The following is a 13931-nucleotide window of genomic DNA, read 5'->3' as shown; positions in this document are numbered from 1 at the left end:
AGGGTGAGAGGGGTGAGGGACCGCCTGCTAGTCGCTGAGCGTCTGCGCCAGCACGCCGCGCTGCAGCGGCAGCACCTCGGCGTGCAGGTCGCGGCCCTTGCGGGTGAGGGAGACGTATACGCCCCGTCGGTCCTCCACGCACATGGACCGCTCCACCAGGCCGTCCTTCTCCAGGCGGCCGATCAGCCGGGACAGCGCGCTCTGGCTCAGATGCACCCGCCCGACGAGGTTCTGCACCCGGCACTGGTCGCCCTCCCGGGGCGACTCGGTGGCGAGGATGTCGAGCACCTCGAAATCGCTCGCTCCCAGCCCGTACGGGTGCAGCACGCGGTCGATCTCGCACATCGTGCGCGCGTGCACCGACAGGATGTCCCGCCACCGCTCTTCGAGGCCGGTCACGACCGTGTTCACCGCCATACATGCACGGTAACACCGATCCGGCCTTTGTTGCCTGTGCAACTACTGCGTATGCAAGTAATCCTCAGGCCTGCGGGTCCTGCGTGATCCCGACCAGGTTGCCGTCCGCGTCCTTGACGAAGGCGATCAGCTTGCCGCCGCCGACGTCCTGGACGTCCTGCAACGTCTCGGCCCCGGCCGCCACCAGCGCCGCGAGCGTCGCCCGGATGTCGTCGACGTGCCAGTACGGCACCGGGCCGGTCATGCCCCTGGAGTGCCCGTTCGGGTCGAGGCCGACGTCCTGGCCCGCGTCCTTGAAACCGACGTAGTACGGCTCGTCCGCGTACGGCTCCACCCCCAGCAGCGCGCTGAACAGGGCCTTCGCCGCGGTCAGGTCCTTGACGGGGTAGATGATGGTCTTGAGGCCGGCAGTCATGGTGTGCTCCTCGGTGAGATCGTCCCGACGGTCGGTGTCGGTGGTTTCACGCTAGGCCGGGGGAGGCCGAGTGCGCTTCTCCGATCCTGACCGGTCACGGCCCCGGCGGCCTGCTGGAGCAACGTGGGCTGTCGTGGGCGGTCTCCGTGACCGTGGTTGTCGTAGGCGGTCTCCGTGACCGTGGAATGTCGTAGGCGGCCTCGTAACCATCGTGCGCACTGCCTTCACGGACCGCGCCATGCAGGGCTGCTGCGCGCCCCGTCCTCGCGCCCGTCGGACATGTCGCCCTCCGTCGTCGGGACCCCTGAGAGCGTGCATGCGCGTGCCGGTCTGATCGCCGTGCCTTGGGCTGCCCGCGCCCACCGTGGGCTGTTGTCCGACGCGGGATTCCAGAAGGTACCCGGGCGGCCGTACGCACCGGCAGACAACGCTGCCGCTGCTCGTCAGCCTGTCGGCCCGCCCCGTTGACCGGGTCGCCGAGCAGCATGAACGCGTCGGCGAGCGGGGTCGGTTGTCAGTGCCCCCTGCCGACGGACCTCATGTGGCCCACCGGGCCATCCCCACCCCGGCTCACGTCGACTCGCGTCGCACCAGCTCCGTCGGCAGGATCACCGCCGCCGGATCCTCGCCGCCCAGCTGGGCCAGCAGCACCCGAACCATCTCGGCGCTGATGCGGTCGTAGGGCTGGCGGATCGTGGTGAGGGGAGGGGTGGCCTCCGTGGCCGCGACGGAGTCGTCGAAGCCGCCCACGGCCACGTCCTCGGGGATCCGGCGGCCGGCCCGGCGCAGCGCCGCCAGGGCGCCGAGCGCCATGAGGTCGGAAGCGACGAACACCGCGTCCAGGTCCGGGGCCTGCGCCAGCAGCCGTTCGGCGCCCGCTTCTCCGGCGGCCCGGCTGTAGTCGCCGGAGACGACGAGCCGCTCGTCGATCTCGACACCCGCCTCCGTCAGCACCTCCCTGTAGCCGGCCAGCCGGTCGACCCCGCCGGGCGAGTCCAGCGGTCCGGTCACGATGCCGATCCGGCGGCGGCCCAGCGACAGCAGGTGGCGCACCATGTCCCGGGCGCCGTCGCGGTCGTCCGCGGCCACGTAACTCACCTTCGAACCTGACCTCATCGGCTTGCCGCACTGCACGACGGGCACGCCCGCCTTGTGCAGTTCCTCGGCCACCGGGTCGGCGGAGTGGCTGGTCACCAGCAGGACGCCGTCGAGGTGGCCCGCCGTGATGAACCGCTTGATCCGGCGCCGCTCGTCCTCCGTCCCCGCCAGCATCAGCAGCAGCGGGATGTCGTGCGCGGCCAGCGCCTGGGTGCAGCCGCGCAGCAGCACATTGAAGTTGGGGTCCTCGAAGAACCGCTCCTGGGGCTCCGTGAGCAGGAAGCCGACCGAGTCGGAGCGGCCGGTGATCAGTGAGCGGGCGTGCCGGTTGACGACGTACCCGGTCTTGCGGATGGCGGCGTTGACCGCCTCCAGGGCGGGAGGGCTGACGTAGTGTCCGCCGTTGAGCACACGCGAGACGGTGCCCCGCGAGACCCCGGCCTCGCGGGCCACGTCGTGGATCGTCGGTGGTTTGCGCCGGCCCCCCGCATTGTTCATGGTCACGACTCTAAGGCCCTGGCGGGCGCGGAGGGGTGTGCGTACGGCGGGACGGTTCCAGAAGGACGGGAACTGGCTGGGATCGTGCACAGAAATGTCTCAGGTAAGGCACTTGGCAAGCCTCGCCTATGTACGGTTATCTTGGGCCGCACGCTGTTGGAGCCGTGTGTGCACGTTCCCATCCAATTGAAACGGGAGAGACCCATGCCGGAGACCACCCCCAGGGGCCTCACCAGGCTTGCCTTCGGCGGGGACTACAACCCGGAGCAGTGGCCCGAGAGCGTCTGGGACGAGGACGTCCGGCTGATGCGCGAGGCCGGGGTGACCATGGTCAGCGTGGGGATCTTCTCCTGGGCGCTCCTGGAGCCGGAACCGGGTGTGTACGACTTCGGCTGGCTGGACCGGATCATCGGGCTGCTCCACGAGAACGGCGTCCGCGTCGACCTCGGCACGCCCACCGTCGTCCCGCCCGCCTGGTTCTACCGCGCCCACCCCGACGCGCTGCCCGTCACGGCCGACGGCACCCGCCTCGCGTTCGGCTCCCGCGGCGCCATCTGCCACAGCAACGGCGCCTACCGCGCCGCCGCCGCGAACATCACCACCCGGCTCGCCGAGCGCTACGCCGACCACCCGGCCCTGGCGATGTGGCACGTGCACAACGAGTACGGCGTCCCCGTCTCCGCCTGCTACTGCGACTCCTGCGCCGCCCACTTCCGCCGCTGGCTCGAGACGACGTACGGCGGTGTCGACGGCGTCAACGAGGCCTGGGGCACCGCCTTCTGGGGCCAGCACTACACGAGCGTCGAGCAGATCGACCCGCCGCGCACCGCGGCCACCGTCGGCAACCCCGGCCAGGCGCTGGATTACAAGCGGTTCGCCGACGCGACCATGCGCGAGAACTTCGTCATGGAGAGGGACATCCTGCACCGGCTCTCCCCGGGTGTCCCGGTCACCACCAACTTCATGACCGCGCTCAGCCAGTGCGACTCCGTCGACTACTGGGCCTGGGGCCGCGAGGTGGACATCGTCACCAACGACCACTACCTCATCACCGACGGCCGCCGCACCCACGTCAACCTCGCCATGGCCGCCGACCTCACCCGCTCGGTCGCGGGCGGCGCCCCCTGGATCCTGCTCGAGCACTCCACCTCGGGCGTCAACTGGCAGCCCCGCAACCCCGCCAAGGCCCCCGGCCAGATGGCCCGCAACTCCCTGGCGCACGTGGCCCGCGGCTCCGAGGGCGCCATGTTCTTCCAGTGGCGCCAGTCCCGGCGCGGCGCCGAGAAGTTCCACTCGTCGATGGTCCCGCACGGCGGCACCGACACACGCGTGTGGCGCGAGGTCGTCGAACTGGGCGCCTCTCTGGACTCGTTGAGCACGATCCGCGGCACCCGCACTCAGGCGGACGTGGCCGTCCTGTGGGACTGGCACTCCTGGTGGGCGCAGAACCTCGACTGGCGCCCCAGCGAGGACCACGACGCCCGCGAGCGCGCCGACGCCTTCTACGAGGCCCTCTACGACCGCCACCTCACGGTCGCCTTCGCCCACCCGGAAGCCGACTTGTCGGCTTATCCCCTTGTCGTCGTCCCCGCCCTGTACCTGATGACGGAGACCGCGGGGCACAACCTCAAGGAGTACGTCGCGAACGGCGGCACGCTCGTCGTGTCGTACTTCTCCGGCATCGTCGACGAGTACGACGCCGTCCACGCGGGCGCGTACCCGGGCGCGCTCAGGGACGTCCTGGGCCTGACCGTCGAGGAGTTCTCGCCGCTGCTGCCGGACCAGCTGGTCCGCATCACCGGCCCCGACGGCTCCGAGCTCACCGGCGACGTGTGGACCGAGTTCGTGGTGCCGCGCGGTGCCGAGACCGTGTGGACGTACGCCGACGGCCTGGCCGCCGGGCACCCGGCCGTCACCCGGCACCGGCACGGCGAGGGCACCGCCTGGTACGTCTCCACGCGCCTGGCCGCCCAGGGCCTGGACGCGCTGCTCGGCTGGGCCGCCGAGGACGCCCAGCTCCCCTCGCGCGCCGACCTGCCCCACGACGTCGAGGTGGTCCGACGCGACGGGGAGTCCGGTTCCTACGTCTTCGTGATCAACCACACCGCGTCGGAGGCCAAGGTGCCCCTGGACGCGGCGGGCACCGAACTGCTGACCGGCGAACGCGCCGCGGGCCGACTCGCCGTCCCGGCGGGCGCCGTGCGGGTCGTACGACTCGACGGCTGAACCGACTCCCCTCCGCCCGCGAGACCACGAGCCGCGGGCGGAGGGGGCCTCACGCCACCAGGTGGCGCACCTTCCCCTCCCGACGGGCCGTACACACCGAACGGCCTTTTGCCACCGGGGAGTTCGATCTCGGACAAGCTCGGCGACTCCGGGACACGGCGGCTTCGACTGCGGGACAGTGGAGACACGCAGAGGAGGGGCGGAGGGGACGAGATGCTGAGGACTCCGGCCAACCAGAGGCGCCTGGACATCCTGGAGTGGCTGAAGGATCCCGCCAGGCACTTCCCGCCGCAGCGGCACGGCGATCCCGCCCAGCACGGAGTCACCGCGGACGCGGTCGCGGCCAGACTCGGCGTGCCCCGCTCGGTCGCGCAGACCCACCTCGGCCTCCTCGTGGACATCGGCCTGCTGCGCACCAGGAGAATCCGGTGGCGCACCTACTACCGGCGCGACGAGATGCGCATCGCCGAGGTGGCCCGGATGTTCGAGAAGGGCTGGTAGCGGCCGCACCGGTGGTTTTCCGCTTCCGCATGGCCACCAGTGTCTGCGAGGCCCGGTGCGAGCCGGCCGTCGTGAAGTGACCCCGGCGGCGACCCGGCGTTACCCTGGTCCTCGGTCGCGATCACCCTCGCGGCACGGCGGTGGGGCCCGCCGTACCCGAACCGCGGCGAAGGCGCCGCCAACGGTCCCTACTCGCGATGGAACGCGCCCGTACGCCCGGGCCCCGGCGAGTAGGAGAGCACGACGATGACAGCCCCGGAGAGCGTGCAGGCCCCCGTAAAACCCCCACGACGGTCCCTCCGGCAGGGCCAGGCACCCGTGGTCGCGGTGGTCGCGCTCGGCGGCGCCCTGGGCGCCACGGCCCGCTACGCCCTCTCCCTGCACTGGCCCACCCCGCCCGGCGGATTCCCCTGGGCGACCTTCTGGACCAACGTCGTCGGCTGTGCCCTCATCGGCGTGTTCATGGTGGTCATCACCGACGTGTGGGCCGCCCACCGCCTGGTCCGCCCCTTCTTCGGCACCGGCGTCCTCGGCGGCTTCACCACCTTCTCGACCTACGCCGTCGACATTCGGAAACTCCTCAACCACGACCGGCCCGGCACCGGCCTGGCCTATCTCGCCGCCACCCTGCTCGCGGCCCTCACAGCGGTGTGGCTCGCGTCCACGGCGGCCCGCCGCGTCCTGAAGTGGAGGCAGCCATGACGAGGCTGACCGGCAACGCCCTGCGCCTGACCGTCCACATCGGCGAGAACGACACCTGGCACCACAAGCCCCTCTACGCCGAGATCGTGCACCGCGCCCACGCCGCCGGCCTCGCCGGGGCCAGCGTCTTCCGCGGCATCGAGGGCTTCGGCGCCTCCTCCCTCATCCACACCTCCCGGCTGCTCTCCCTCAGCGAGGACCTGCCGGTGGCAGTCGTCATCGTCGACACCGAGGCACGCGTACGGGAGTTCCTGCCACAGCTCGACGAGCTCGTCACCGAGGGCCTGGTGACCCTCGACGAGTGCGAGGTCATCCGGTACGTCGGCCGCGAAGGCACCCAGGGCACAAGTCAGGGCAGAGCGGGCAGGAAGGGTAAGAAGTCGTTGTGAACTGGCTGCTGGTCGTCACGGGTGCCATGGTCGGCGCCCCGCTCCGCTATCTCACCGACCGCGCGGTGCAGTCGCGGCACGACTCGGTCTTCCCCTGGGGCACCTTCACCGTCAACGTCACGGGCTGTCTGGTCCTCGGCCTGCTCACCGGCGCGGTGGCGGCGGGGGCCGCCGGGTCCCACCTCCAGCTGTTGCTGGGCACCGGTCTGTGCGGGGCGCTGACGACGTACTCGACGTTCTCGTACGAGACGCTGCGGCTGACGGAGACCGGGGCAGGCGTCTATGCCGCCGCCAACGTGGTGGCGAGCGTGGGGGCGGGGCTGGGGGCGGCGTTCGCGGGGGCGGCGCTGGCGCAGGTGGTGTGGGCGTAGGGAATCCGTTCTCGCCCGCGTGTAGTAAGACTGTGGCCTCCGCACCTGCGTTCCCCTGAGAAGAACTGGATCCCATGAGCGTCATCAGCGTCGGTCAGGCCGTCGTCCTCGGAGCCGTCGAGGGAGTGACCGAGTTCCTGCCCGTCTCCTCCACCGGCCATCTGAAGATCGTCGAGGGGCTGATGAACATCCCCGTCGACGACGACGCCGTCGTCGGGTTCTCGGCCGTCATCCAGGTCGGCGCGATCGCCGCCGTGCTCGTGTACTTCTTCAAGGACATTGTGCGGATCGTCTCCGCGTGGGGGCGCGGGCTGGTCAACAAGGAGGAGCGGTACCACCACGACTACAAGTTCGCCTGGTGGGTGATCGCCGCGACCGTCCCGATTGTCGTCGTCGGCCTCGCCGCCAAGCCGCTCATCGAGGGGCCGCTCGCGTCCCTGTGGGTGGTCGCGGGCTCCCTGATCGTCGGCAGCGGCGTGATGTGGGCGGCGGACCAGATGGGCCGGCACAAGCGGGGTGAGGACGACACCTCGTTCAAGGACGCGATGCTGGTCGGCAGCTCGCAGATCCTCGCGCTGCTCTTCCCCGGCTTCTCCCGCTCGGGCGCCACCATGTCCACGGCGCTCATCCTGGACCTCGACCGCGTGGCCGCCACCCGCCTCTCCTTCTTCCTCGGTATCCCCGCCCTCACCGGCGCCGGCATCTACGAGCTCAAGGACGCCCTGGGCGCGGGCGTGGGCGCGGCCCCGCTCGCCGTGGGCACGGCCGTCTCCTTCGTCGTCGCCTACGCCTCCATCGCCTGGCTGCTGAAGTTCGTGGCCAAGCACTCCTTCAACGCCTTCGTGATCTACCGCATCGTCGTGGGCCTGCTCCTCTTCGGCCTGCTGGCCACGGGGACGCTCGACAGCTGACCTGACCGCACCGCCACGGGGTGGCAGCGGGCACGCCGGCCCGACGTCGGCGTCCGTCCCTGCCGTTCGGCGGCCCTGTCCGCGTCGGGAGCCGCCAGGGACGCGACGAGGGCGCTCGGGAGACCATGGAGACCCGGGGGAGCGCCCTCGCCGGGTGCCGCATGGTGCCGCCCGGTGCCACCGGGTGTCACCGGGCCCGTCGGCCCGGCGTCGGCGCCCGTCCCTGCCGCTCGGCGGCCCTGTCCGCGTCGGGAGCCGCCACGGGCGCGCCGAGGGCCCTCGGGAGACCTGGAGACCCGGGGGAGTGCCCTCGTCCGGGTCCGTCGGCTCCGGACGTGGCCGAGGGCTCGGCGGCCGTATTGCAGCGACGCGGTGACCGTCACGGGGTGCGAAACGGTCTGCGCTGCTCGCACCCCGTGCACCGCGCCTCCTCACCGCCTGTCTCACCCGCCTCCTCGCACCCCGTCTCACCCGCACCCTTGACAGCACCCTCCCGTCGCCCGGAGTATCACTCCCGTGAACCTGTCAGACAGCCGGACAGCCAGTCAGCCGCCGAGGCGCATCAGCGCCATGGAGGCGGTCCTGGCGCATCTGCGTGACGCCATCGAGCGCGGGGAGTACGCCATCGGCGACAAGCTCCCCTCCGAGGCGGAGCTCTGCCGCACCCTGGAGATCAGCCGGCCCGTCCTGCGCGAGGCCCTCAGGGCCCTGCAGACCATGGGCCTGACGGTCTCCAAGACCGGCAAGGGCACCTTCGTCGTGGCCAACGCGGTGGAGGACCCCACCTTCGGCGACTACGCGGCCAGCGACCTCCTGGAGGTGCGCCGCCATGTCGAGATCCCGGTCGCCGGGTACGCGGCGCTGCGCCGCACTGCGGAGAACCTCGACCACCTGGCCCACCTGCTGGACCGGATGGAACGGGAGACCGACACCACGGCCTGGGTCGCGATGGACACCCTCTTCCACCTCGCCGTGGCCGAGGCCGCCCAGAACCCGGTCTTCCGCCGGGTCATCGAGGAGATCCGGGACGCACTGGCGCGTCAGTCGGCCTTCCTCAACGAGCTGGGCGGCCGCCGGGAGCAGTCCAACCGCGAACACCGCGCGATCGTCGAGGCGCTGATCGACGGTTCCGAGCACGACGCGGTGGAGGCCATGTCCCACCATCTCGACCGCGTAGAGACCACCCTCACCGACATCGTGCGTTCCCCGCGCACGGGCGGTTCCACGGAAGGCGGATCAGAGGCGTGAGCGAGCAGTCCCTGCACGACGGAGTGCAGAAACGATCCGGCCATGTCGACGCCGGAGACCAGGGCTACAGCAAGTCCCTCAAGTCACGGCACGTCAACATGATCGCCATCGGCGGCGCGATCGGCACCGGCCTCTTCCTCGGCGCCGGCGGCCGCCTCGCCGACGCCGGCCCCTCCCTGTTCATCGCCTACGCCGTCTGCGGAGTCTTCGCCTTCCTCGTCGTGCGCGCCCTCGGCGAACTCGTCCTGTACCGCCCGTCCTCCGGGGCCTTCGTGTCGTACGCCCGGGAGTTCCTCGGCGAGAAGGGTGCCTATGTCGCCGGCTGGATGTACTTCCTGAACTGGGCCACCACCGGCATCGCCGACATCACCGCCGTCGCCCTCTACACCCACTACTGGGGCATGTTCTCCGACGTCCCGCAGTGGGTGATCGCCCTCGTCGCGCTCGCGGTCGTCCTCACCGTCAACCTCATCTCGGTGCGGATGTTCGGCGAGCTGGAGTTCTGGTTCGCGATCATCAAGGTGGGCGCGCTCGTCGCGTTCATGCTGATCGGCGTCTTCCTGCTGGCCACCAGGCACCCGATCGACGGCCACCACCCCGGTCCGTCCCTGATCACCGACAACGGCGGCGTCTTCCCCAACGGCATGCTGCCCATGCTGCTGATCATCCAGGGTGTCGTCTTCGCCTACGCCTCCGTCGAACTGGTCGGCGTCGCCGCGGGCGAGACCGAGAACCCCGAGAAGATCATGCCCAAGGCGATCAACTCGATCATGTGGCGCGTCGGCGTCTTCTACGTCGGCTCGGTCCTCCTGCTGTCGATGCTGCTGCCCTGGAACAAGTACACGGGCGGCGAGAGCCCCTTCGTGACCGTCCTGTCCAACATCGGCATCCCGGCGGCCGGCGGCGTGATGAACCTCGTCGTCCTGACCGCGGCCATGTCCTCGCTCAACTCCGGCCTGTACAGCACCGGCCGCATCCTGCGCTCCATGGCGATGTCCGGGTCCGCCCCGAAGTTCACCGGCGTGATGAGCCGCAGCCAGGTCCCCTACGGCGGCATCCTGCTCACCAGCGGCGTCTGCGTCCTCGGTGTCGGCCTCAACTACGTGGTCCCCGCCGACGCGTTCGAGATCGTGCTGAACTTCGCCGCCATCGGCATCCTCGCCACCTGGGGCATGATCATGGTCTGTCACCTGCTCTTCTGGCAGAAGACCGAGAAGGGCGACCTGACCCGCCCCGGCTACCGGCTGCCGGGATCCCCCTGGACCGAACTCGTGACGCTGGCCTTCCTCGCCTCCGTCCTGGTCCTCATGTACGCCGACGGCGGCGCCGGCCGCACCACCGTGCTGTGTCTCCCGCTGATCGTCGCGGCACTGGTCGCCGGGTGGTTCGCCGTGCGCGGCAGGGTCTCCCGTACCTCCACCGAAAGCCGATCCACTGGCGCGTGATCGCTCGCGCGCACACCGCACCCGAATCGACCGGCACGCACGCGTGATCCGCGTGACGTCCCGGAGAAGCAGGAAGTGATGCACAGCAGTCCCGTCGCGGCCGCACCCCTGGTCCGTGAACCCCTCCACGCTCCGGTCGCCCACCTCATCCGCGGTGGGCTGATCGAGGGCACCCACTACGGTTCCGTCGTCGTCCTTAACGGCGACGGGGACGTCCGCTTCCAACTCGGCGACATCGAGGCCGCGTTCTATCCGCGCTCGGCTCTCAAACCCGTCCAGGCCGTCGCCATGGTCCGGGCCGGGCTGCCGCTGGACGGCGAGCTCCTCTCGCTCGCCGCGGCCAGCCACTCCGGCGAGGAACGCCACCTCGCCGGGGCCCGGCGGATCCTGGAGGTCGCGGGTGTGTCCGAGGACGACCTGCGCAACGTCCCGGACATGCCGTTCGGTCCGGCTGTGCGGGACGCCTGGATCCGGGAGGGCCGCGGGCCCTCGCGGCTCGCCCAGAACTGCTCCGGCAAGCACGCGGCGATGCTGTACACGTGCGTGCTCAACGACTGGCCTCTCGAGGGCTACCTCGACCCCTCGCACCCGCTCCAGCAGGCGATCGCCGAGATCGTCGAGGACCTCACCGGGCAGCGGATCGCGCGGGTGACCGTCGACGGCTGCGGTGCGCCCTTGTTCTCCGTCTCGCTGCACGGCCTCGCCCGAGCCGCCGCCCGGATCACCTCGGCGGCTCCCGGTACGCCCGAGGCCCGGGTCGCCGACGCGATGCGGGAGCACGCGGAGATGGCGTCCGGGGCTGGGCGGGACGTGGCCGCGCTGATGAAGGCCGTACCGGGGCTGCTCGCGAAGGACGGGTTCGAGGGCGTTCAGGTCGCCGCGCTTCCGGATGGGCGCGCTGTCGCCGTGAAGATCTCCGACGGGGCGAACCGGGCGCGAGTGCCGGTCGCGGCGGCGGCGCTGGCGTGGGCCGGGGTTTCGCCGGATCTGCTCACGGAGTTCCAGGGGGAGGCGCTGCTTGGAGGCGGCGTTGAGGTCGGGTGTGTGCGGCCCGTTCGTTCGCTGGAGCCGGTTGTTGCCTCGGCGTGCGCCTAAGGGCTCGGGACGACATGTCGTTGTGCGGCTGCGGGGCGGCTGTGGCTGATCGCGCAGTTCCCCGCGCCCCTGAAAGAACTCACCTGACCGCCTGCAGACAAGGACCCGCACCCTCATGACCGTCATCATCCGCAGCGAGCACGACCTCCTCGGCGACCGCGACGTCCCCGCCGAGGCCTACTGGGGTGTCCACACCCTGCGGGCCACCGAGAACTTCCCCATCACCGGGACGCCGATCTCCGCCTACCCGCACCTCATCGACGCCCTGGCCGCCGTGAAGGAGGCCGCCGCGCTCGCGAACGAGGAGCTCGGGCTGCTGGAGCCGACGAAGGCGGCCGCGATCGTCGAGGCCTGTCGGGAGATCCGGGACGGCAAACTGCACGAGCAGTTCGTCGTCGACGTGATCCAGGGCGGGGCCGGCACCTCCACCAACATGAACGCCAACGAGGTCATCGCCAACCGGGCGTTGGAGCTGCTGGGCCACGAGAAGGGGCAGTACTCGTTCCTGCACCCCAACGAGGACGTCAACCTGGGTCAGTCGACCAATGACGTCTACCCGACCGCCGTCAAGGTGGCCACCGTGTTCGCCGTGCGTGGGTTGCTCGAGGCGATGGCTGTACTGCAGGACGCGTTCGCCCGTAAGGCCGTCGAGTTCCGCGATGTGCTCAAGATGGGCCGTACACAGTTGCAGGACGCGGTGCCCATGACGCTCGGTCAAGAGTTCTCGGCCTATGCCGTCATGATGGACGAGGACCGCCACCGTCTTGACGAGGCCGTCCAGTTGATCCATGAGATCAACCTGGGTGCCACGGCCATCGGGACGGGACTCAATGCGCCCGTCGGTTACGCCGAGTCCGCCCGCCGCCACCTCGCCGAGATCACCGGCCTGCCGCTGGTCACCGCCGCCAACCTGGTCGAGGCCACCCAGGACTGCGGCGCGTTCGTCCAGATGTCGGGTGTGCTCAAGCGGATCGCCGTCAAGCTGAGCAAGAGCTGCAACGATCTGCGGCTGCTGTCCTCCGGGCCGCGCGCCGGCCTGGGTGAGATCAACCTGCCGCCCGTACAGGCCGGTTCGTCGATCATGCCCGGCAAGGTCAACCCGGTGATCCCCGAGGTCGTCAACCAGGTCGCCTTCGAGGTGATCGGCAACGACGTCACCATCACCATGGCCGCCGAGGCCGGACAGCTCCAGCTCAACGCCTTCGAGCCGATCATCCTGCACTCCCTCTCGGAGTCGATCACGCACCTGCGTGCCGCATGCCTCACCCTCGCCGCGCGCTGCGTGGACGGCATCACCGCCAACACAGAGGCGCTCCGGGCGAGCGTGGAGAACTCCATCGGCCTGGTCACCGCCCTCAACCCGCACATCGGCTACACGGCCGCCACGGACATCGCCAAGGAAGCCCTCGCCACCGGTCGCGGAGTGGCCGAACTCGTCCTGGAGAAGGGCCTGTTGCCGGCCGAAACCCTCACCGAACTCCTGCGCCCGGAGGTCCTCGCGGGCAGCGGCTCCCCGTCTGCCTGACGGCCCCACCCGTGGAGACACGCGCCAGGACAGGCCCGGAGGCACAATAGTGATCATGACAACGACCTCGTCGCTCACCTTCCAGCCGGTCCTGGAGCGCATCGCCGAGGAGATCGGACGCAGCCCGGGCCGCGGCCGAGCCGCCGACTACATCCCGGCGCTCGCCGCGTGCGACCCGCGCAGCTTCGGCATGGCCGTCGCGGAGCTGGACGGCACGGTCTACGGCGTCGGGGACTGGCGGGAGCCGTTCTCGACGCAGTCCATCACCAAGGTCTTCACGCTCGCGCTCGACCTGGCCCGCGAGGGCGACGAGCTCTGGGAGCACGTGGGCCGCGAACCCTCCGGCAACCCCTTCAACTCCCTGGTGCAGCTGGAGTACGAGAACGGCATCCCGCGCAACCCGTTCATCAACGCGGGCGCTCTCGTCGTCACCGACCGCCTCCACAGCCGTACCGGAGACGCGGCGGGCGAGCTGTTGTCGTTCCTGCGCGAGGAGAGCGGCAACCCGGCCCTGGACTTCGACGAGGAGGTGGCCGCCTCCGAGTCCGCCCACGGTGACCGCAACGCCGCCCTGGCCCACTTCATGGCCGCGTACGGCAACATCGACAACGACATCCCGGTCCTGCTCGACCAGTACTTCCGGCAGTGCTCGATCAGGGCGTCCTGCGCCGACCTGGCCCTCGCCACCACCTTCCTGGCCCGCCACGGCATCCGCGCGGACGACTCCCGCCTGCTCACCCTCAGCCAGGCCAAGCAGATCAACGCGATCATGCTGACCTGCGGCACGTACGACGCGGCGGGCGACTTCGCCTACCGGGTGGGCCTGCCCGGCAAGAGCGGAGTGGGCGGCGGGATCATCGCGGTGGTACCGGGCCGCTGCACGCTGTGTGTCTGGAGTCCGGGCCTGGACGAGCGCGGCAACTCCGTGGCGGGGGTGGCGGCCCTGGACAGGTTCACGACACTGACGGGTGTGTCCGTGTTCTGAGGCGGGCTGAGCGCCCCAGCCCCGACCAGCGCGCTGACCGGACTGACCGCCTGTCTGGTGAGCCCGCTCACTACACCTGGATCACCCTCGGCCTGCTCCGATGGC

Annotated in this window: 14 protein-coding genes; 11 read left to right on the top strand and 3 right to left on the bottom strand. The window is 70.5% G+C overall.

The features are described from left to right. Positions 1-27: 27 nt before the first annotated feature. The 3 genes from ACFVYN_RS05640 to ACFVYN_RS05630 all read right to left on the bottom strand — a co-directional run bounded on the left by ACFVYN_RS05640 (position 28) and on the right by ACFVYN_RS05630 (position 2434). Positions 28-417 carry a MarR family winged helix-turn-helix transcriptional regulator gene (locus ACFVYN_RS05640; protein WP_389992938.1) on the bottom strand — a complete coding sequence of 130 codons (390 nt, stop codon included), beginning with the start codon at positions 415-417 and terminating at the stop codon, positions 28-30. A 64-nt stretch (positions 418-481) separates the two neighbouring features. Beyond that, positions 482-832 (bottom strand): VOC family protein, encoded by a 351-nt coding sequence (locus tag ACFVYN_RS05635; RefSeq protein ID WP_389992936.1) that lies wholly within the window; start codon positions 830-832, stop codon positions 482-484. Positions 833-1402: 570 nt separating this feature from the next. Continuing rightward, positions 1403-2434 carry a LacI family DNA-binding transcriptional regulator gene (locus ACFVYN_RS05630; RefSeq protein WP_389992934.1) on the bottom strand — a complete coding sequence of 344 codons (1032 nt, stop codon included), beginning with the start codon at positions 2432-2434 and terminating at the stop codon, positions 1403-1405. A 198-nt stretch (positions 2435-2632) separates the two neighbouring features. Between ACFVYN_RS05630 and ACFVYN_RS05625 the strand changes: the two genes are divergently transcribed. The 11 genes from ACFVYN_RS05625 to ACFVYN_RS05575 all read left to right on the top strand — a co-directional run bounded on the left by ACFVYN_RS05625 (position 2633) and on the right by ACFVYN_RS05575 (position 13826). Further along, positions 2633-4654, top strand: a complete 2022-nt coding sequence (locus ACFVYN_RS05625) for a beta-galactosidase (RefSeq protein ID WP_389992932.1) — start codon at positions 2633-2635, stop codon at positions 4652-4654. Between the two features lie 213 nt (positions 4655-4867). Continuing rightward, a complete protein-coding gene (locus ACFVYN_RS05620) occupies positions 4868-5155 on the top strand; it encodes an ArsR/SmtB family transcription factor (RefSeq protein ID WP_389992930.1) in 288 nt (95 codons plus the stop codon). A gap of 246 nt (positions 5156-5401) precedes the next feature. Next, a complete protein-coding gene (gene crcB / locus ACFVYN_RS05615; protein WP_389992928.1) occupies positions 5402-5857 on the top strand; it encodes a fluoride efflux transporter CrcB in 456 nt (151 codons plus the stop codon). Further along, positions 5854-6246, top strand: a complete 393-nt coding sequence (locus tag ACFVYN_RS05610; RefSeq protein ID WP_389992926.1) for a DUF190 domain-containing protein — start codon at positions 5854-5856, stop codon at positions 6244-6246. The genes crcB (ACFVYN_RS05615) and ACFVYN_RS05610 overlap by 4 nt, the downstream gene beginning before the upstream one ends. Next, a complete protein-coding gene (gene crcB / locus ACFVYN_RS05605) occupies positions 6243-6617 on the top strand; it encodes a fluoride efflux transporter CrcB (protein WP_389992924.1) in 375 nt (124 codons plus the stop codon). The genes ACFVYN_RS05610 and crcB (ACFVYN_RS05605) overlap by 4 nt, the downstream gene beginning before the upstream one ends. Positions 6618-6691: 74 nt before the next feature. Beyond that, positions 6692-7528 carry an undecaprenyl-diphosphate phosphatase gene (locus ACFVYN_RS05600; RefSeq protein ID WP_389815676.1) on the top strand — a complete coding sequence of 279 codons (837 nt, stop codon included), beginning with the start codon at positions 6692-6694 and terminating at the stop codon, positions 7526-7528. 570 nt (positions 7529-8098) lie between these two features. Beyond that, a complete protein-coding gene (locus tag ACFVYN_RS05595; protein ID WP_389993354.1) occupies positions 8099-8776 on the top strand; it encodes a FadR/GntR family transcriptional regulator in 678 nt (225 codons plus the stop codon). Then, positions 8773-10221, top strand: coding sequence for an amino acid permease (locus ACFVYN_RS05590; RefSeq protein WP_389992921.1), 1449 nt, complete (start codon positions 8773-8775; stop codon positions 10219-10221). Before ACFVYN_RS05595 ends, ACFVYN_RS05590 begins: the two co-directional genes overlap by 4 nt. Positions 10222-10299: 78 nt before the next feature. Next, positions 10300-11316 (top strand): asparaginase, encoded by a 1017-nt coding sequence (locus ACFVYN_RS05585; protein WP_389992919.1) that lies wholly within the window; start codon positions 10300-10302, stop codon positions 11314-11316. A gap of 115 nt (positions 11317-11431) precedes the next feature. Beyond that, positions 11432-12841 carry an aspartate ammonia-lyase gene (aspA, locus tag ACFVYN_RS05580; RefSeq protein WP_389992916.1) on the top strand — a complete coding sequence of 470 codons (1410 nt, stop codon included), beginning with the start codon at positions 11432-11434 and terminating at the stop codon, positions 12839-12841. Between the two features lie 55 nt (positions 12842-12896). Beyond that, the gene (locus ACFVYN_RS05575; protein WP_389992914.1) at positions 12897-13826 is read left to right on the top strand and encodes a glutaminase; all 930 of its coding nucleotides are present in this window, start codon (positions 12897-12899) and stop codon (positions 13824-13826) included. The last annotated feature ends 105 nt before the right edge of the window (positions 13827-13931 follow it).

This window comes from Streptomyces sp. NPDC058307, assembly GCF_042880295.1.
GTDB lineage: Bacteria > Actinomycetota > Actinomycetes > Streptomycetales > Streptomycetaceae > Streptomyces.
Note: the sequence above shows the minus strand (reverse complement) of the source record. Positions and strands in the feature narration are given on the sequence as shown.